Raw genomic sequence first — 19,892 nt, forward strand, 5'->3', positions numbered from 1 at the left:
TCTATTATAGCAAATTTAAATGTGTTTAACGATTATTTTCTGCTAAATAAACTCTAATTTTTGACCCTTGCTCCACTTTCGTCCCTGGTTTAGGCGCTTGGTCTACAATATAGTCGCCATCACCACTTGTTTCAATGGATAAATTGGTCATATATTCCTGCAAATCTTTCTTCTTCATTCCCTTTACATCGGGCACCTCAATTTTGGGCTGTTCTGGCCATTGATAATCCTTTTCAAGACCTTCTGTTCGCGGTTTTACATCCATTGCCCTTAGGCTATCTCCAATAATTGTCCCTACCACAGGAGCAGCCACCACCCCACCAAATTGCACTGCATTTTTTGGATTATCTACAGCAACATATACAACAATTTCAGGATCATCAGCTGGGGCAAAACCGATAAAAGAAACGACATAGTTATTTTCCATATATCTTCCATCCGGACCAACTTTTTGCGCTGTTCCGGTTTTTCCACCTATTCTATAACCATCGACATATGCAGGACGACCAGTTCCTTGAGCTACTACACTTTCCAAAGCATGACGTATTTCATTGGAAGTATCTTCAGAAATAACTCTCCTTTTCATGGTCGGTTTAACTTGCTTTTGGACAGACTGATTCGTTGAATTAATCCATTCCTCTGCAATATACGGCTCATATAAGAATCCTCCATTCACCGCTGCAGATACAGCCATTACTTGCTGAATTGGTGTTACCGAAACACCTTGACCGAAAGCTGTAGTAGCTAATTCAACCGGCCCAACATTTTCAGGTTTAAATAAAATCCCAGTACCCTCTCCTTGCAAATCAATTCCTGTTTTCTTTCCAAAACCAAACAGATCAATATACGAAAATAGTTTATCTTTTCCTAGCATTTGACCAAGACTCACAAATCCTGGGTTACACGAGTTTTGCACTACTTCTAAATAGCTTTGGTGTCCATGCCCCCCACTTTTCCAACAATGTAATTTCGAACCTCCCACAGAGATATCGCCATCATCATGGTAATGGTCTTTATTTAAATCAACCACTTCTTCCTCTAATGCAGCAGCAAGTGTAATAATTTTAAATGTAGACCCAGGCTCGTACGTACTCCAGATTGGTAAATTACGGTCAAAAATATCCGAGTCCACTTCCTGATAGTTTTCCGGATGAAAGTTTGGCCTAGATGTCATCCCAAGTACACCACCAGTCTTCGGATTAACAGCAATGGCCACCGCACCATCTGGGTTATATTTTGAGGCAACTAAATCCAATTCTCTTTCCATAATCGTTTGCACGCGTGTATCAATCGTTGTTTTTAAATCAAGCCCATCTTCTGGTTCGGAATATATATCTGCTAAGCGTTCCAGTCTTCTACCTTTAGCATCAGAATAAAATGATAAACTACCTTTTTTACCGCTAAGTTGTTCATCATAAAATAATTCCAAGCCCATTAGACCTTGATTATCTATCCCTGCGAAACCGAGCACATGAGATAAATCATCTCCAAACGGATAATGACGTTTTGAATCTTTTGATAAATATACGCCATTCATATCTAATGTTCTAATTGCTAGCTCTTGTTTTTCGTTAATTTTTCTACCTTCTGGGTGAATATTTACACTTGAAGCATTCTTCGTAACATACTCAAACGCTTCATCCTCTGACATTTCTAAAATAGAGGCTAGTTTTTGAGCTGTTTTTTCAGCGTCATCTATCTGTCTAGGAACAACAACCACAGATGGAGCTGTTACATTTTCGGCTAGTACATCTCCATTATGATCAAGAATTTTTCCTCTTTCTGGTTCAAATTCAATATCTCGCGTCCATAATTCTGTAGCTTGTCCCATCAACTCATCGCCAATTACAAATTGGACATAACCTAAACGAATATCGATAATAACAAACACCAATATTCCAATAAGAAAAACAGTGACAATCCTCTTTTTTGTAGTCACAGCAGATACACGTTTCATACTACATCTCCTTTTTAAAGACATGCTTGTATCCACTATATGAATAATAAAAGAGGATTAGAACACTGTTCCTTTGTTATTTGTCGGTTTCTATAACGTATAGGAAGAAGATCCGCTCACTAATCTTTATTTTTTTTATTGTTTGGTGGCTCCAGCTCTATACCAAGGTAGTCTTTTGATTTAACAGCTGTTCCCGCTTTAATACTTTGCGTTTTCACATAACCATCACCAAACGTTTCTGTCTTTAATTCTAACAAACTAGACAGTTTTAGAGCATCGCGAAGTGACCAGCCGATTATGCTTGGCATCTTAGGCTTTTCCGTAATCATAATAATATGATCATTCGGCAACACTCGATCTCCTTTTTGTACATTACTTGAAACGACTTTACCTTTACCAACTGACGTTACACGTAATCCCTTTTTCATCAATTCTTGTTTTAGCGTTTCTGAACTCTTCCCTACGAGTTCTGGGATTTTTATATGTTTTATTTGATCTGATTCTTGTTTATCTGGATCGATATTTAAATAATGCAAGCCATTTTCCATGACATTTTTAAAAATAAATGCTACCGGGTCAGAACCCCTTTCCAAAGATCCATCTTCTTTTTCACCTAGCTTTGGTTGTTTAACAGATACATACATCATTAATTGAGGATCATCAATGGGCGCCATTCCTAAAAAGGAAAAAATATAATTTTCTCTACCTGTTAAATATCCACCTTTAGGATTAGGAATTTGCGCTGTTCCTGTTTTTCCACCAACTTTATAGCTTTCTAATTGGTAATCTTTACCTGTTGCGTGTTCCCCATTAACTGCTTGATCTAAAAGCTTCAGCACTTGTTGGGACGTTTTTTTAGAAATGGGTTCACCAACCACATCCGGTTTTTTTTCTTTTGTTGGCTTCTCTGTATTAGGGTTTGTAATCTTATTAATAATATAAGGTTTTAACATTCTCCCATCGTTGGCAATAGCAGTAGCCGCCGTCATTTGCTGAATAGGAGTCATGGTTGTACCTTGACCAAATGCTGTAGTTAACTTTTCTGCTGGCCAATTATATAATATTTTTCCAATCACTTCATTTGGTAGATCAATATTTGTCTTTTGATCGAAATGAAAGGCTTTTAAATACTCAAGATATTTATCAGATCCAATTTTTTCCCATACAAGTTTAGACGCGGCAACATTAGAAGAACGCTCAAAACCTTCATTGTATGAAATAGCCCCCCAACCGTTTCCACCATTATGATCACGAATAGGTGTTATTTGCTCATTGGGTTGATAGCGACCTGACTTATATGCTTCCGTTCCATTATAAACGCCTTCTTCTATCGCAGCCGCCCAAGTAAACATTTTCATTGTAGATCCAGGCTCAAATGGTGTCGATACAACATCATTATACCAATTTTCTACATTTTCGGGATTATTCGGGTTATAACTTGGACGATTTCCCATTGCTATAACCTCTCCAGTTTTAGGATTCATCACTACTGCCGAAATACGTTCAGGTTCGTATTTCTTTTCGACTTGAGTTAAGGTATCTTCTAATAAAGTCTGTATTTTTTGGTCAATCGTTAAATAGATATTTCCGCCGTCCTCATTTTTCTTTACTATTTCTTTCGGATCAAGTAGTTTTTTATTATATTTATCACGTTGAAAAGCAATATAACCATCTTCTCCACTTAAATGTTTATCCATTTCTTTCTCAATTCCCGTAACACCTTGCATTTTTTGCTTTGTAGTACTTTCTTTCTGATCCTTTACTTCCATCTCTTTCGCAAAACCAATTATTTGGGAAGCAAAGGTACCATTCGGGTATGAGCGAACAGACTCTTCCCTAAAAAGAATCCCTGGTAAATGAAGTTCCTCAATTTCCTCTTTCTTTTGTAAAGACAAATCTCTACCTTTCTTACCAAATTCAACTTGGAAGCGATTGTTATCTATCCCTTCCTGCAAGCGACCTAATATGTCTTTTTCCTCCATATCTAATAGAGGAGCTAATTTTTCTGCTGTTTTCTCTACTTGTTTAACATGTCTTGGTTCTTCTGCCCCATCAGAATATGTTTCATCGACTATTGCGTACATTCTGTAGCTTGTTTGATCGTAGGCAAGTGTCATTCCGTTGTTATCAAAGATCTTCCCGCGCTCTGCTGGGAGTTCATACGATGTTGTTCGTTGCTTGTCAGCCCATGCTTCTAAAGAAACCCCATCAATTTCTGCAGTAGCTTGTATATAAAGAAATCTTCCTGATAATGTTAAAAATATCCCCACAAAAAGAATGATAAAAATACCTGCCATAAAATGCGTTGTTTTGTTTTTCCTCATAACCTATCTATTCTCCTTGAATAATTATTCATCGATAGATTTTGCTTGCTTCACTTTTGCATCCTGAACTTGAAAACCGTTTTTCTTAGCAATGTCGATGATTCGCTCTGGTCGGCTCAACGAATTAATTTCATCTTTTAATAAATCATTTTCAGATTGTTGTACTTTCACTTTATTCTCTAGCTCTTGCATCTCGCGATTAATCGAGTCTGTGGATGAAGTAAATGAAACCATGTAGATACTGGCCGCTATAATGATTAGCCCAATAAGACTGTAAATAATTTTTTCACCTTTTGTTATCCAACCTTGCTTGGTAACTTTTACTGGAACCGATTGTTCCTGGGTCTTTTGCGGTTTTAGTTGCTCCCAGCTTCTTGCATGATTTGCACTCATTATTTTCTCCACCCTTCTTTATAAGTAAAATCGTCTCTCCATTCTGCTACTTTTTCAGCAACGCGAAGCTTAGCAGATCGTGATCTTCTATTTACATCCAGCTCATTCTCTGTTGCAACAATTGGTTTTCTTGTAACTAAACGAAAAGGGGCTTCATTTTCTTTTGGTAATACTGGTAAATTACGTGGAGTTTCTTTGTCTGTACTCCATTTTTTAAAAGCTTGCTTACAAAGTCTATCCTCTAAAGAATGGAAAGTGATAACTGCTATTCGTCCGTTTATTCCTGTTGCTTTTGCTGCTTGATGAAGCGCATCATTAAATACACCTAGTTCATCATTGACGGCAATTCTTAATGCTTGGAACACCCGTTTAGCTGGATGGCCGCCTTTACGTCGTGCAGGGGCAGGAATCGCTTCTTTAATTATTTCTACTAATTGATATGTCGTCTCAATTGGCGCTTTCTTTCTATGTTCTTCTATTTTTCGGGCGATTTGCTTAGAAAACTTTTCCTCTCCGTATTGAAAAAAAATCTTCACTAAAGCTTGATAATCCCAGTAATTAACTACAAAATAGGCGTCTAGCTTTTGCTGTTGATTCATCCGCATGTCTAACTTCGCGTTATGTTGATAACTAAAACCACGATCTCCTTTATCGAGCTGTGGTGAAGATACACCCAAATCAAATAAAACGCCATCTACTTTGTGAATATTCTCCTTTGATAATGCAACCTCTAGTTCACTAAAATTAGCGTGAATAAATCTTATCCGATCCTTATAAGGCTGCAAACGAATTTTTGCCGCCTGTAATGCATGGATATCTTGATCAAAACCAAGTAACAAACCATCTTCATTTAACATGGACGCTATCACTTCTGCATGTCCACCGCCACCTAGTGTACAATCTACATACACCCCATCTGGTTTGATGGCAAGCCCTTCTATGGTCTCATTTTTTAACACACTTTTATGTTCAAACATATAAACACCCTGTTCCTTTTCAAGCAAGTTAGTGGGTTAGTCCAATTTATTGCTAAAAAACTAACACAATGCTTTAGATATCAAAATCCATTAAGTTCTCAGCGATTTCAGCGAAAGATTCTTCAGAGTCTGTAACATAAGATTCCCACTGCTCACTGGACCATATTTCTATGCGATTCGAAACACCAATAACAACACATTCTTTTTCAATGCCTGCATAGTTTCGTAATGATTGTGGAATATTTATTCTTCCCTGTTTATCAATCTCACATTCAACCGCGCCAGAAAAGAAGAACCTTGTAAACGCTCTGGCATCTTTTTTCGTTAGTGGGAGTTTTTTTAACTTTCCTTCCAATATGTTCCATTCTTCCATGGGGTAAACAAACAAACATTGATCGAGCCCTCGGGTCACAACAAAGCTATCTCCAAGCTGGTCTCGAAACTTGGAAGGGACAATTATTCTTCCTTTTGCATCAATGTTATGTTGGAATTCACCCATAAACATATAGTCCGCCCCACCTTCGTATACCCTATATTACCACATCCCCCCACTATTCACCACCAATTTTTTCATTATTGCTTTAGTTGGCTTGAAAATAGGTATTTGTACCTATTTAAATTAAAAAAGAAAAGACTGCCATAATCATAATGACAGCCTTTTTTATACAATTTATTTCAAGTGGGAGAAAACGGCCCTCCAAAGCTAAGAACAAGCCCCTCTCAATAACAAAAATGTAAACTTATCTTTAACTCCTTGAATGAATAACTTAAAGGTAAATAAGATAGTGGGAATTGTTGAATGAATATGTATGCTGTAACAATCGATTCGCGAATGAGATACCATACATATTTAACCACGGAAGAGGATTCCATATACGTTCTTGTAATCCATTTTCTGGATGGAGCGTACTTTCCAGTAAATCAAATGTGGCTAAATCATTTTGATACTGTAATTGCAGTTCCTTTATTAAACGTTTTTCTAAGTATTGGATATGATTTTGAATATAGTCCAAGTTTTTATCTGCTAATGCCCCTAAATCACTCCTCATAGAAGCAGCTAGATGACGCACGGGGGCATGGACTTTAGTTATTTGTTCTTGTACTTCCTGAGTAATTTTTTTTATGGAAGGGTACGATGTTGTTGCTAGCCACTTCTCTTTTGCTTCACTCACACCTTCATTAATCACTTGTTCTGCACTTAGTTGACAATGGGATAATAATTTATCAGTCGTACGATCAATAATGGATAAAGATAACCTAGGTACCACTGGCGGCATTTTCATTTGCAAGTGATGAAACGCTGCCTTCAATGTAGACCAATAACTGATTTCACCAGGTCCTGCTATAAATGCAAGGTTGGGAAATAATTTTTCTTGCATTAAGGGGCGAGTAACTACATTATTATTTAATTTTTCTGGCGTATCTTTAGCAATTTGCTTTAGTTGTTCCGTTGTAAAATATATACTGTTCTGTTTGTTCGTCCATCCTTTTTCCTTCGATCGTTGCAGCAATATGCGCTCACCATTCTCATAATAGAACAAATGGCCATCTACAGGTGTCGCAGGTAGATCTACGGTGTAGCCTAAAGAGTGTAATTGATCTAAGGAATCGCACACCGCTTTACTTATCTCTGGTTGATTTTCCACCATTTCCACAAAGTAATCACTTTCTAACTGGCGTACAGACTTATTTCCAGAATCGATTAGTACTACCCCCTCTTTAGGAAATAGGCAGAAAATAAGTTTAGCAAAGAAATCAACAAATGTATTAGAAGATGATAAACAGCTATTTATTTCATGGTACAACGTTTTTGTATAATTCGTCTCGCCTAATTGTTCAAATAATTTATCTAGCCACTGCTTCAGCTTCTCGTGATCCATTTCCATATCCGTCAAAGATGTTTTGGTGTGCACTTGTTGCTTTAATATGTGTTTTTGCATTTGATGGTCTTTACACATATAAACATGATTCACTTCTGCAAAATCATGATCTTCCCCTGCTATCCAAAAAACAGGTATGACTGGTACGCCTAACGCCACTTCCTGTTCCCTTGCTAGCTGAATAATTGAAATCAGTTTATTAATCGTATATAGCGGCCCTGTTAGGAGACCTGCTTGCTGCCCACCGATAACGGTCACAGCTTGTGACTGGCGTAATCTTTGAATGTTTTTTTGCGTGCTTTCAGGGGCTTGCCATTGTTTGTTTATGGACTGTAAAACATCACATAACTCCTGACGCTTAAAAACGTTTTTTTGCAGATCATGATACCTATGCTTCCATTCACCGAATGCAGCGTAATCAAAAAACGAATGAATACTCGCCTCATTATTACGATAATCTTTCATTAAATTACTTTGTTGCTTTAAATTTATAGGTTCGATCCGCATCGATTCAAGCTCCTTTATATGTAATCTCCTCCATGTATTGTACATAATAATTTTAAAAATTTCATGCGATCTGTTCGAGCTTGCTTCAGAAGTCTATTTGAAGAAGCCATAGAAAATATAGGACTTCTATGGTTAACAGTATAAGCAAGACGATGACGTTTCAATGCCATAAAACTTGGCGATAGTCAAGTTTTTCTAATAGTATCAACTTAAAAAATCATTATTTCCTACACAGAAAAAAAGATACGTTGTATGATCCCTGTAACAATTAACAGTCCATATAACGTAATAAACAGTAAAAACATCAGCCGCCACACTAATCTAATAGCCTTACCTAAAAGGACTTCCGTTCCCTTCCTCCACTGAAAAATAAGCACACCCACCAAAAGGAGTAGCAAAAGAATAACAATAGCACCCGTCAACGATATGCCTATAACCATGTCTATCATTAATGTTACAGCTACTAAGTATAAAGGAGTAGTTACATATACTGCCAGGTGAAAAGATTTGATTTTTTGCTCTGTTAACTTATAACTACAAACATACACAATCCATGTCGCTAAAAAAGGTAGAGAAATAAAAAAAGCAATAATATATATAATTCCAATCATCATAATATCTTTTCCTCCAATATACCGCTGCTGTTATTATACTAATAGAAATACTTTAATTCACCTTTTTTCTATAAATAAGAACAGAAATGTGTTCAACAAATATGAATGCGCTTCACTTTATTTTCATCTTTGCTTTTTTTATATTATAATAAATTCATAGAAAAGCAAAAATAATTCTTCGAAAAACCGGGTTTAAGCCAAGGCATCATGGTGGAACTTGTAGGTTTTCCTTATACTATAGTGCAAGTTTTAAACTTTTATATAGTGTGACAAGAGAATTATTTTATTTGCAAGGGGGTAGAAAGATGGACAAAGTGAAAGTTGAAAAGCTTTTGATCAATTATAAAACATTGGAGAAGTTTAAACATTTTAAAGAGTACGGTAATCAAGAATTATCTATGTTAGAAGATCTGGAGAATAATTTGGTGGAAAACCAAAGTGATTCACCTTTTTACGGAATTTATATTGGCGACAGTTTAATTGCTCGTATGAGCCTCTATAAAGTCAATCGAAAGTATGACTTTTATTTTGCCCCACCTCAAGATTATCTAACTTTGTGGAAATTAGAAGTTCTTCCAGAATACCAAGGAAAAGGATATGGCAAAGCGTTAGTAGATTTTGCGAAAAGTTATCAATTACCAATAAAGACAAACCCTAGAATTAACTCTTATGCTTTTTGGGAAAAAATGGGCTTTCAAAAGGCACAGTACAAAATGGAACGAGATTTGGGAGAAAACCCACTGATTTGGATGCCAGTAGGTGTGAAAGAAAACCACACAAAGGAGCAAGATGAAGCTTAGAAAAACGCGGCTTACCGCCACATCTTTATGGCGGAAGCTGTAGTTTTTCTTATACTATAGACCCTAAAACCTTTATACTTTCCTATAGTGCTAGTAAAGAACTTGAGACATGAATTATCTTGCATTCATGTCTTTCGTTCCTTTTTCCAGTTGTACATAATGGAATATAGATAATGCCAAATAGAGGCCATTCATTCTTGGTTAGGCTTTTCAGTAACAACAGATTTCAATAAGGTAGCCATCTCTTGCCATGCCTTGTCATAGCGAAGCAAAATATATTTTAATTCCTCGTTTTCTTTCTGTAGTTTTTTTAGATGTAATTCATGTTCATTCAGATGCTCCGATGCAATTTGTTCATTCCCAGCTTTAATTCTTTCTAATAGCGAAATGACAGTTTGAAGCGGATCTTGGCTTCCTGATTCTGGAACAGGCCAGCTATAATTAATATTTTCACTCTTACGCTCCTCTTTTGCTCGTTGAACCTCATTTTGATATTGTTTTCGAATCGTTGCATTCCATCTAAATCCACAGGCTGCAGGAGTTCTAGACAGTCTATGAGCTACTTCTCTAAATGCTTCCAACTGGGTCTTTCCTTCTTTTATATAACGTAGAACGGTTTCTGCTAATAGGACATCCTCATCTTTCGTCCATGCGTCTTGTCTTGTAACATTCATAACACCCCTCCTTATACATTTGCTATCAATGTATGCAAAAACTAGGAGTGGTAGAATAAAAGGTTTGAGTTTTTCTTTAAAAATTATCCGTAATCTTCTCCAAAAGATCATTTCTGCGCAAGTGAAGCTACAAATTACAAAAGTTATAATCCATTCCATCAGATAATAAACTAGGCACATGAAAATATTAGAGAACTTTGATTCTCCCCAAGTCTAATGGTGAAAGATTTTATTTTTCTTACACTATAACCGACCAAAAAATTTTTATACGTTCCTATAGTGGAACAAATAACATGTAACAGATACGTTTATTATATTCCAGCTAGAATAAAAGGCAAGCCACGTTTGTGACCTGCCCTAATCTTACAATGCATATGAAATGAAAAAGATCCAAGAATTATAAAGTTTCTCAGATCTTTGACTCAACATGCTAGAATTACATTTATTATTGGCTGACTACTTCTTTACCATCGTAGTGACCACATGCTTTACAAACGTAGTGCGGTTTCGTCAACTCCCCACAATTTGAACATTCTACCATGCCAGGCACATGTAATTTTTTATGTGTACGACGTTGGTTTTTCACCTTTTTTGAAGTTCTTCTTTTAGGTACTGCCATGACTTACACCTCCTTCATAGAAAGATAAGATAAACTTAATCGTTCTTCTCATCCTTATTAAACAATGATTCCAATTTCCTAAAACGCTCATCTATTGATTTTGCGTTATTTTGTTCAGAAGTAAATTGCCAGCCTTTACCTTCTGTTAAATAATCAAGTCGACTGTTTTCTTCCTCTGAAAATACGCGATACGGAACCTCTAGCAAGATATTTTCCTTAATTAACGGGGTTAAATCAAGCACCTCGCCATCAATTGGGTGAATTTCAGCTTCGATTTCAGCTTCCGATCTATATAACGACGTTGTAAATACTTCATCTGTTTGGATAGCAAACGGATAATGAACATCTTCTAACGTTCGGGCACACGGAAGCACCATTTCACCATGAATACGTAAGGAAAAAATAATATTATCTCCTTGAAAAAAACACGTTCCTTGAACTTCTACTTCGCCAATATGACGAATATCGTTGTTCATCTCTTCCAATTCGGAAACATCTTCCGTTTCTGAAAAAGTAAAAGGTTCCTTATAAGCATTCTTCTTTAATTGAGCTAACGCAAATTTCATAGTTCTCACCTCAAGGCAACAAGAGTAATTTTAAAAGAAAAACATGATTTTGTCAACATATTCTCTTTACACATTTCCTATCTTACCCAATTCTATTCCACTATAACATATAGATAAACGAGACACACACTTATCATTGAAACTGTATGTATCAATTTTTTCTCTAATTAGTTTTAAACCAATTGTTTTGCGTTATAGTAAAGTATACGTTTTTTTGGGTTTATAGTATAAGAAAAACCATGCATGCAAAATGCAGCTAGCTTAACCATACCAAGTGTGCTATATTTGCTCTAAATAACCCATACCCTAACAGCTACTGCGCGATTGCTGGTCTGCTTTTTCTATCACGTTCTACAAACCTAGAACCTGATATTCCTTTGTTTCTGTTTCATTCATATAACCTTATGAGAAGGCCCCTGTCAAAATATGCGTGCCAGCTAAGCATACGTTTTATAATGAAGCACCTTCTCTTTTTCCGCTAGACATTAGTCTTCATATCCGACCAAGAAAATATTTTCATATCGTGAAATTCTTATGTTCAGTTAGCTTTTCTAATTCACTGATTTCATACATGCACATATCATCTTATTCTGATAAAATTAAAAGAAACTTAGATCCTTTAAGATTTTATCAACAAAACAAATGGTTGATAATGTATTTTGTACGTATTTAAACAGATAATTAAGAACTATTGTAGGAGTTGATAAAATGAACGCATGCGGATTAATTGTTGAGTACAATCCTTTCCATAATGGACATGTTTATCACGTACAACATGCAAAAAAACGAGCTAAAACAGATTGTATCATCGCTGTTATGAGTGGCTCGTTCTTACAACGTGGAGAGCCAGCAATGATAGATAAATTTCATCGAGCAAAAGCTGCTCTAAAAGAAGGCGTTGATATTGTAATTGAACTTCCTTACACTTTCGCCGTTCAAAGCAGTGAGTTGTTCGCGAAAGGAGCAGTTCTTGCACTACATGCGCTACAAGTTTCCAGTATTTGTTTTGGCAGTGAATCAGGAGACATTAACCATTTCAAAGAAAGTTACCAAAAGCTAACGAAAAATATGGATACATACCAAGTTGCACTTAAACAGAATTTGAATAGAGGGTTAGCTTTTCCTGAAGCAAGCAAAAACGCGTATGAAATAATTGGGCTTTCCTCTATGAATTTAACTCAACCAAACAATATACTAGGCTTTAGCTATTTGAAAACAATTTATGACTATCATTTACCTATTCAACCACTGACCATTCAACGAACGCAAAGTGGTTATCATGATAAAACCATTCATGGATCCATTGCAAGTGCTACGAGTATTCGAGAAGCGATACAAAAAGAAGATTCGATTACTGCATCTATTCGCAATGCCATCCCACAAACAATGTATGAACAGTTAATTACTTATAAACGAACAGCTTCTACTTGGCATACATGGGAAGCATATTTTCCTTTGCTTCACTATCGTGCTTCAACGATGAGCGCTCAGGAACTTTCTTTGATCCAAGGCGTAGACGAGGGGTTAGAGTATCGCATTAAAAAAACCGCGAAACATGCCCATACATTTCAAGATTGGATGGAAAAGCTAAAAACAAAAAGGTATACATGGACACGTTTACAACGCATGTGTGTACATATCTTAACCAACACAAAAAAAAGTGACATAGAAGCGTTATATGATTTAACTGCCATACCGTATGTACGTATTCTCGGTTTTACGAAACAAGGACAAAAATACTTGCATGAGCGAAAAAAGACCTTGGTAACGCCTATTATCCATCAAATGAGCCGAAACATGCATCCAATGCTACAAATGGAAGAAAAAGCAAGCAACGCCTATTATAGTATTTTGCCCATAGCGATAAAACTAAACTTGCTCAAGCAAGAGCGCTCCCCTCTATGTAGCTAAGATTAGAAAAACTTGGCTTATCACCAAATTTTTATAGCAGAACTTTTCGTGGGAATTTCTTAAAGAAAACAAAAGACCTACCCTTCAAACATACTCGGGGCAGGTCTTTTCACTATTCTAATCCTTTTAAATAAGTAATCGCGTCCGCAAACGTGTCTACTGGAACAATTTCCATATCCGTTTCAATTTCTTTTGCTTTTTCTAAAGCAATTTGATAATTGGACCCTTCTTTTCCTTGTTCGTTAGGAGCAAAGAATACATCTACCCCTTCCCTATCTGCAGCAACTACTTTTTTATCAATGCCACCAATGCGATACACATTGCCATCATAATCAATTTCTCCAGTACCTGCAATTTCATAACCGTGTGTAATGTCCTCTTCTGTCAATTGATCATAAATTTCCAATGCAAACATTAAACCGGCACTAGGACCACCAATCTGGCCACTAGAGAATTTCACTTCTGGATCAACAGAAACAGCACGATCTGTTACTAATTGAATGCCAATGCCAGGTTTATTATCTAAATCTTTTAATGCTTCTAAAGTAATTGATTCCGTCATCGTTTTTTCTTCCCGGACAAATTTCACAGTTATACTGTCACCAACTTGCTTCGTTTCAATATAATCGAGCAAATCATCAGCTTGGTTCACCTTCTTATCGTCTATCCCTATAATGCGATCGCCCAACTCTAATTTACCTTCTGCCGGCATGTTTTCTACAACCATTGCAACATATACCCCGTTAAAATCAATGGAAATATCCTTATCCGCTGATTGGTAGGCTACCACCGTGGAAGCCTCTTGAGAATTTTCCATCATTTGTAACTGTACGTGCATATATTCATCATCTGTGATCCCTTCAGGAAATACTTCATCAATCGGTAGCACATCATGATGAGGTAATATTTTCGCCAAAAGAAACTGCATAGGGGTGGCTTTAGCACCACTAACTGTTACTAAATGCATATCTCCTTCACTAGCAAAACCATCTTCAACTTTAACAATCGGGTTGAGGGCATCAGCTCCGCCAGGTTTGTAAATATAATACGGTAATTGAAATATTGCTAAAAAATATACTGCTACGACAACCAACAATATATGTATAATATACTTTTTTTTCATTGTCTTCCCTCCGCATACGAATTCTTACCCTAATATAGTGATATCTAACATCCACTCCAAATATGTATGCGTTATATCACAACATGCTGCAATTCTTTTCCATAGGTTTTCTCCTTAAATGCAAGATAATCGCTCAACGAAAAACTCAAATCTTTACCCCAACTTTTAAAAACAATTTTCAAAGGAAATATTGCATTACTTATGAAAGTATTGGCATAAAACCATGATACTAAAGCGTATATTTAAGTATACTCGTATTTGATAAACTTTCTTACCGCTAATTCTTTATGAAGGAAGCTACCGTTTTTCTTATATTACTACCCTTAAAACTTTCTGCTTTATATATAGTACAAAAAACCGAGTGAACATATTTACACAAGAAACGATATTCCAATTTTACTACTAACCTTTAAATAAGTACAGAGTAAGGAAAAAATGGTGGGAGGCACTACTTTTGACACAAATATTAAAAACAATCCTTTATTCTATGACCACTATATTTATTGCTATATCTTTAATAAGATTTCCAGATCAATCATTGGAAGCAAGTATTCGCGGATTAAATCTTTGGTGGGAGGTCGTGTTCCCTTCGCTACTTCCATTTTTCATCATCGCTGAACTGCTAATTAGTTTTGGTGTCGTTCAATTCATAGGTGTTTTATTCGAGCCCGTTATGCGCCCTTTGTTTAACGTACCTGGTACAGGCAGTTTCGGTTGGTTTATGGGCATGGCTAGCGGCTACCCGACAGGAGCCAAGATAGCTACTCGTTTAAGGGAAGAACAACAATTAACAAGAATTGAAGCCGAGAGATTAGTAGCTTTTACAAATGCGTCAAGTCCACTATTTATTTTCGCTGCTATTTCTGTAGGTTTTTTTCAAAATGCTTCTTTAGGCATTTTACTTGCAGTATGCCATTATTTGGGTAATACATTTGTCGGAATTTGCATGCGTTTTTATGGAAAAAGGAAGGACCGGTCCCAACAAGAAAGGATAGATGAAACGCCCAACTATTCTATACGTAAAGCTTTTTCCGCTATGCATCGTACAAGATTGGAAGATAAGCGTCCATTGGGAGAAGTTCTAGGTGATGCAGTGGTTCATTCTGTAAAAACGTTAGTAATGGTTGGTGGATTCATTGTATTATTCTCTGTATTGACGAAATTACTTTTTTTAACAGGCATTTCTGCTTTTATCGGTCAGTTTTTAGGAGATTTATTAACTTTCTTTTCTATATCAAGCGATTTTGGTTTACCTATACTTTCCGGTCTGTTTGAAATTACCATCGGTGTTCAGAGTATCTCGGTTGTTCAAGATACATTATTTTTACAAGCAGTTTTTGTCAGTTTTATACTTGGCTTTAATGGATTTTCTGTCCAAGCTCAAGTAGCGAGCATTCTTGCTAAAACAGATATCCGATTTGCCCCATATTTTTTTGCCCGTATTCTTCACGGTCTATTTGCAAGCATATTAACGATTCTTCTGTATAAACCTTTATATATTGACCGAAAAGTTTTTGATATGCACGTAGTACCTGTACATCTTGATGTGCCTGAGAATACATGGAGTGTAATTTTGGAAAAATTAGTAGCCATTGGGCCGTTAGTAACAATCGTTTTTATTGGATTTTCGCTGTTCCTCTTATATAACCGAAGACAAAACTGATTGGAAGCAGGATAGTGTAAACAGTCTTCCAGTGGGAGAAAAGATTGCATTTTACGGCTTCTATTATCACGCGGATTGTAGTAGTCTGAACAAAGGCTCGGGGCGCCCGTTTAACAACGTAGCGAGTGGAACGAGTCAACAAAAGTTTTAGGAATTATGCTCCTGCAACAGGAGTATGCCTTCGCCCTCCGGCAAGCCCGTCTTTAGTCGACCTTCCTATTTAGAACGAACCGATGATGACTTAGCTTAGAGCAATGGAGTGAAGTCGCCTAGTTGCTGGGCGCTGGACGTGGCTAAATAACTTAGTAAGTTTATCAACAGCTGCTAAATTTGATAATATCCTAGACGACAAAAAATTGATTTTGACAATAGTCCTAGATTTTTCAATTATCTACAGCGAAAAAAAGGATTCGGTGCTGCTATCTCTTTATTTATACTCGCCTAAGCTCATCTCTCCATTCTCGAAGTGGACCTTACAGCACCTTATATCCCCTGAAAATCACATATAGTGAAAATGATTTAGTTGCTTCATAAACGCGTGAAATGGTATATTTTTCTATATTACATACTCCTCGAAAATTTCATACTGATACCATTATGTATTTGTTACTCGTAACCCTATCATATATTAAATATTGCAATTTTATTTAAATTTACGAGCTAAAGCTTCCTCAACAACGTTAGGAACCATATCACTAACATTTGCACGGTATTTAGCAACTTCTTTAACTATACTGGAGCTTAGAAAAGAATACTGATTATTCGTCATCATAAAAAAAGTTTCTATGTCTGCATACAGCTGCCTATTCATTGACGTAATTTGCATTTCATATTCAAAATCACTAACAGCACGCAAGCCACGAATAACAGCTTGAGCATTTTTGGATTTTGCATAATCCATAAGTAAACTACTAGATGAATCTACAGTTACATTGGGTAAATCGCTTGTACAAGCTTTCAACAGTTCTATTCTTTCTTTCACCGTAAATAATGGGTCTTTTGATTGATTATTAAATACAGTGACGATAACATGATCAAAAATTTTAGCGCCACGCTGAATAATATCTAGATGTCCATAGGTTACGGGATCAAAACTTCCCGGACAAATCGCCAATCTAGTCAAGATAAGCGCTCCCTTCTATTTAACTTTTGTAGATGGTCGTACAAATCGTACCTCCATAACTCGCTTGTTTGACAATGGCAAGACGAGGATGTGCAACAGGTAATTGCTCGGATAGATCATGCTCACAATATACCCATGTATTCGTAGTTATCAAGTTCAAGTCCAACATTTTTTGTAACAATTCTTCAAGCTTTACCTTCCCATAAGGAGGATCTAATAGGACTAACTGGAAAGACAACTGACGCTTAGCAGCTGCATGTAAAGCTCGAAATGCATCCGCACGAAACACTTCAGATCGACTAACGAGATCCAATTTCTGTAGATTTTCATTTATGATATGTATCGCTTGTGGTGATTTATCCACAAAAATCGTTCGATCTATCCCTCTACTCAATGCTTCTATTCCTAAACCGCCACTTCCAGCAAATAAGTCTAGTGCATTACCACCATCAAAAAAGGGACCCATAATTTGAAAAACGGCTTCCTTCACTTTATCGGTTGTTGGACGAGTCATACGGCCTGGAACTGCCTTTAATTGCCTTCCTTTATGCTCTCCAGCAATTATTCGCATTGCTTCACCTCCACTTTACCATTATTCGACATTTATCCTAACATAAAAATAGGAAAACGAAAAACAATAACAGGGAAACCTAAAAATAATCCGCATCATGTATATTATTCAAAGAAACGTCCATACTAATGTAATGAATCAGCTATAAATAACTTTGGCTGTTTCATTAAACGGAGAAGACTTACACTTCCCCATAAGTTCTTCTTCCGGTTTCTCCTCTCCCTTTGCCTTTTTGTTTTCTTTACTAGGAAACAAAGGGACCTGTAGAACTATTTCTGCAGGTTTTTTCTTTTTTAAATCCCCATTTTATAATCGTATTGTTTTGCTTTATCTGGTTTAGCATTTTCAAAGTTTGTTTCTACAAACGGCTTATATGACCTGTCCACCTTAGAAACAAATGCTAGCTTCAGTAGTTTTTTTTCCACTTTTTCTACTTCTTGTTGATTTACATATATAACCGCATATTTCATTTTTTTAGAACTATACAGCAAATGTCCATATCGCTTAATTTGCTTTAAGTTCTTCATATGCTGGAACCAGACGATTAAGCCTTGACGTTCTGCCCGCAATTTTTTCACCTCGCTCCCCTACAGTTACATCAATAATTTAAAAATCAAACCACGGGTACCCTGGGCTTCCTTAAAGAATTAGCTATGTTTTATATATTTAGCAACAATGAGTGGGGATGAAAGAAGAACCCCCCGCTCATTGATTTGTTCATGGTATCAGATCCATACGATTATGTTCCTCTACCCATTTAAGAAGCGCAACCACAGCTGCCACCACTACCGCAACCACAGCCGCTATCACTTAGAGCCGCTCCATCTTTAGGCACTTTAATTTGTTCACTTACACTATATGCTATATATTGACTGACATCATCTAATAGTTTTTGCAAATTGCGCTCAGCAATTTTAAAGGAAGCGACTTTGTCATTCATATCCATTTCACGCTTTACTCTACGCACTTCCTTCATAATAGAATTGTAATCTGGATGATATCTGCCAAACCGCTGTATATCTTCATAATGCTCTTTTATCGAGGAAAAAGCTTGAATGAGCTTTTGGGCCTCTGCATCTGCTTGTAGTTCCTTCTGAGCATGATGATAAGCTTCCATAACATCAGAACCTAAGATCATTTTAGTTAGTTCTTCTGATTGATCTAGGAGTGCTACGTAGTCCATTGTTGCTATCATCCTAACACCTCCTCCTTCATAGTACCATTTTTTATAGTATGTGAAAATATTTAGTCTTTCATTGCTCCAGCGAACTGCATTAACATACTAACCATTTGCATATGCTGATTCACCTTTTCTACTTGTTGAGGAAATGTTTTCCCATAGAATCTTTTTGCTTCTTTTTTCACTTCTGGTAACAGAGAAGGGTCGCGGGACAAATAACGATACCAAACTGGATTCATACGGACAAATTGTAAAAGTTCAGGTTGCTGTTTTAAATAGTCATAACATAACGGATCCATATTTATTCTCCTTAATCACGAAACCACCCCATCCGTTCATTGGTTGGTTGTTTCGTGTCCTTTGTCTGCTTAAATTGCGAAATTATTTCTTGAATAGTAGATATAGAAGAACTAAATTGCTCCATTTGACGTTGCACCTTTTCTAAATCCATTGATTCTGTCATCTTTAATAGTTGACTAAATAGTTCTTTATTATTTTCATTCGACTGATTATCTTTTGATTTACTTTCATTATTATCTCCATCTGCTTGTTTAAATCTATCCCAATAAGGGTCATTCTCACCAAGTAATACCCATTTTTCGTATATGTCTTGCCACGGTTTTCCGCTTTTACGGACTTCTTTGATCAATTGAGGGTGTTTATTAATAAATTGCTTAAATTCACTTACAGAAGGGTGTAAATCTTGATCACTCATACATAGTCACCTCTTTTGCATATAGTCATATGTACTAATTAGCTTATGCTATATGTGAACGCTTGTGATTAACAAGTACTTGCCCCTACTTATATTGTTAGAAGCATACGGCTTGTCGCAAGGCTTGGTTACTATCAACATTACACTGTTTCACTTTTAAAAAAACTAAAAGCGTTTGTTTTTCTAAAACTTTAAGTCACTATCGTTGCATAAAAAATGGTTAGGAGCAGTTGGTCATTAGCTCCTAACCGTTTGGTTCTAACAATATACAATCTAATATTTTTTTGGAATAGCT

Annotated in this window: 20 protein-coding genes; 3 read left to right on the top strand and 17 right to left on the bottom strand. The window is 36.4% G+C overall.

The features are described from left to right. Window positions 1-25: 25 nt before the first annotated feature. The 7 genes from D9780_RS09615 to D9780_RS09645 form a co-directional block, all read right to left on the bottom strand. The gene (locus tag D9780_RS09615; RefSeq protein WP_073005277.1) at window positions 26-1,957 is read right to left on the bottom strand and encodes a stage V sporulation protein D; all 1,932 of its coding nucleotides are present in this window, start codon (window positions 1,955-1,957) and stop codon (window positions 26-28) included. A gap of 119 nt (window positions 1,958-2,076) precedes the next feature. Then, window positions 2,077-4,281 carry a penicillin-binding protein gene (locus D9780_RS09620; protein WP_121639952.1) on the bottom strand — a complete coding sequence of 735 codons (2,205 nt, stop codon included), beginning with the start codon at window positions 4,279-4,281 and terminating at the stop codon, window positions 2,077-2,079. Between the two features lie 24 nt (window positions 4,282-4,305). Continuing rightward, complete coding sequence (gene ftsL, locus D9780_RS09625) at window positions 4,306-4,674, bottom strand: cell division protein FtsL (RefSeq protein ID WP_073005281.1); 369 nt, start codon at window positions 4,672-4,674, stop codon at window positions 4,306-4,308. Continuing rightward, on the bottom strand, window positions 4,674-5,651 hold the full coding sequence (gene rsmH / locus D9780_RS09630) for a 16S rRNA (cytosine(1402)-N(4))-methyltransferase RsmH (protein WP_121639953.1): 978 nt from the start codon (window positions 5,649-5,651) through the stop codon (window positions 4,674-4,676). Before rsmH ends, ftsL begins: the two co-directional genes overlap by 1 nt. 73 nt (window positions 5,652-5,724) lie before the next feature. Further along, window positions 5,725-6,156 carry a division/cell wall cluster transcriptional repressor MraZ gene (mraZ, locus tag D9780_RS09635; RefSeq protein WP_121639954.1) on the bottom strand — a complete coding sequence of 144 codons (432 nt, stop codon included), beginning with the start codon at window positions 6,154-6,156 and terminating at the stop codon, window positions 5,725-5,727. Window positions 6,157-6,418: 262 nt separating this feature from the next. Then, the gene (gene bshC, locus D9780_RS09640) at window positions 6,419-8,038 is read right to left on the bottom strand and encodes a bacillithiol biosynthesis cysteine-adding enzyme BshC (RefSeq protein ID WP_121639955.1); all 1,620 of its coding nucleotides are present in this window, start codon (window positions 8,036-8,038) and stop codon (window positions 6,419-6,421) included. Window positions 8,039-8,265: 227 nt separating this feature from the next. Continuing rightward, the gene (locus tag D9780_RS09645) at window positions 8,266-8,652 is read right to left on the bottom strand and encodes a DUF3397 domain-containing protein (RefSeq protein ID WP_073005288.1); all 387 of its coding nucleotides are present in this window, start codon (window positions 8,650-8,652) and stop codon (window positions 8,266-8,268) included. 305 nt (window positions 8,653-8,957) lie between these two features. Between D9780_RS09645 and D9780_RS09650 the strand changes: the two genes are divergently transcribed. Beyond that, window positions 8,958-9,452 carry an N-acetyltransferase gene (locus D9780_RS09650; protein ID WP_121639956.1) on the top strand — a complete coding sequence of 165 codons (495 nt, stop codon included), beginning with the start codon at window positions 8,958-8,960 and terminating at the stop codon, window positions 9,450-9,452. Window positions 9,453-9,643: 191 nt separating this feature from the next. Here D9780_RS09650 and D9780_RS09655 read toward each other — a convergent pair whose 3' ends face one another. From D9780_RS09655 to D9780_RS09665, 3 genes are all read right to left on the bottom strand, one after another. Next, entirely contained in the window at window positions 9,644-10,126 is a 483-nt protein-coding gene (locus D9780_RS09655; RefSeq protein ID WP_073005292.1) for an RsfA family transcriptional regulator, read from the bottom strand. A 445-nt stretch (window positions 10,127-10,571) separates the two neighbouring features. Further along, window positions 10,572-10,745 carry a 50S ribosomal protein L32 gene (gene rpmF, locus D9780_RS09660; RefSeq protein ID WP_073005294.1) on the bottom strand — a complete coding sequence of 58 codons (174 nt, stop codon included), beginning with the start codon at window positions 10,743-10,745 and terminating at the stop codon, window positions 10,572-10,574. A 35-nt stretch (window positions 10,746-10,780) separates the two neighbouring features. Further along, window positions 10,781-11,311 (bottom strand): YceD family protein, encoded by a 531-nt coding sequence (locus D9780_RS09665; RefSeq protein WP_121639957.1) that lies wholly within the window; start codon window positions 11,309-11,311, stop codon window positions 10,781-10,783. A gap of 708 nt (window positions 11,312-12,019) precedes the next feature. Here D9780_RS09665 and D9780_RS09670 point away from each other — a divergent pair. Beyond that, on the top strand, window positions 12,020-13,222 hold the full coding sequence (locus D9780_RS09670; protein ID WP_121639958.1) for a nucleotidyltransferase: 1,203 nt from the start codon (window positions 12,020-12,022) through the stop codon (window positions 13,220-13,222). 112 nt (window positions 13,223-13,334) lie between these two features. On the opposite strand, the gene D9780_RS09675 is transcribed toward D9780_RS09670, so the two are convergent. Next, window positions 13,335-14,345 (bottom strand): SepM family pheromone-processing serine protease, encoded by a 1,011-nt coding sequence (locus D9780_RS09675; RefSeq protein WP_121639959.1) that lies wholly within the window; start codon window positions 14,343-14,345, stop codon window positions 13,335-13,337. Between the two features lie 454 nt (window positions 14,346-14,799). Between D9780_RS09675 and ylbJ the strand changes: the two genes are divergently transcribed. Next, window positions 14,800-16,008, top strand: a complete 1,209-nt coding sequence (ylbJ, locus tag D9780_RS09680) for a sporulation integral membrane protein YlbJ (RefSeq protein WP_205601122.1) — start codon at window positions 14,800-14,802, stop codon at window positions 16,006-16,008. Between the two features lie 643 nt (window positions 16,009-16,651). On the opposite strand, the gene coaD is transcribed toward ylbJ, so the two are convergent. From coaD to D9780_RS09710, 6 genes are all read right to left on the bottom strand, one after another. Further along, on the bottom strand, window positions 16,652-17,131 hold the full coding sequence (gene coaD / locus D9780_RS09685) for a pantetheine-phosphate adenylyltransferase (protein ID WP_073005312.1): 480 nt from the start codon (window positions 17,129-17,131) through the stop codon (window positions 16,652-16,654). A gap of 19 nt (window positions 17,132-17,150) precedes the next feature. Then, window positions 17,151-17,702: a 16S rRNA (guanine(966)-N(2))-methyltransferase RsmD gene (rsmD, locus tag D9780_RS09690; RefSeq protein ID WP_121639960.1), complete on the bottom strand. Its 552-nt coding sequence runs from the start codon at window positions 17,700-17,702 to the stop codon at window positions 17,151-17,153. Window positions 17,703-17,995: 293 nt separating this feature from the next. Next, on the bottom strand, window positions 17,996-18,271 hold the full coding sequence (locus D9780_RS09695) for a YlbG family protein (RefSeq protein ID WP_073005732.1): 276 nt from the start codon (window positions 18,269-18,271) through the stop codon (window positions 17,996-17,998). Between the two features lie 188 nt (window positions 18,272-18,459). After that, complete coding sequence (locus D9780_RS09700) at window positions 18,460-18,897, bottom strand: YlbF/YmcA family competence regulator (protein WP_077704391.1); 438 nt, start codon at window positions 18,895-18,897, stop codon at window positions 18,460-18,462. Window positions 18,898-18,947: 50 nt separating this feature from the next. Further along, window positions 18,948-19,181 (bottom strand): YlbE-like family protein, encoded by a 234-nt coding sequence (locus D9780_RS09705; RefSeq protein WP_073005318.1) that lies wholly within the window; start codon window positions 19,179-19,181, stop codon window positions 18,948-18,950. 11 nt (window positions 19,182-19,192) lie between these two features. Continuing rightward, on the bottom strand, window positions 19,193-19,597 hold the full coding sequence (locus tag D9780_RS09710; protein ID WP_121639961.1) for a YlbD family protein: 405 nt from the start codon (window positions 19,595-19,597) through the stop codon (window positions 19,193-19,195). Window positions 19,598-19,892: the final 295 nt, after the last annotated feature.

The sequence above is a fragment of the Virgibacillus sp. Bac330 genome (assembly GCF_003667845.1).
Classification (GTDB): domain Bacteria; phylum Bacillota; class Bacilli; order Bacillales; family Amphibacillaceae; genus Virgibacillus; species Virgibacillus chiguensis.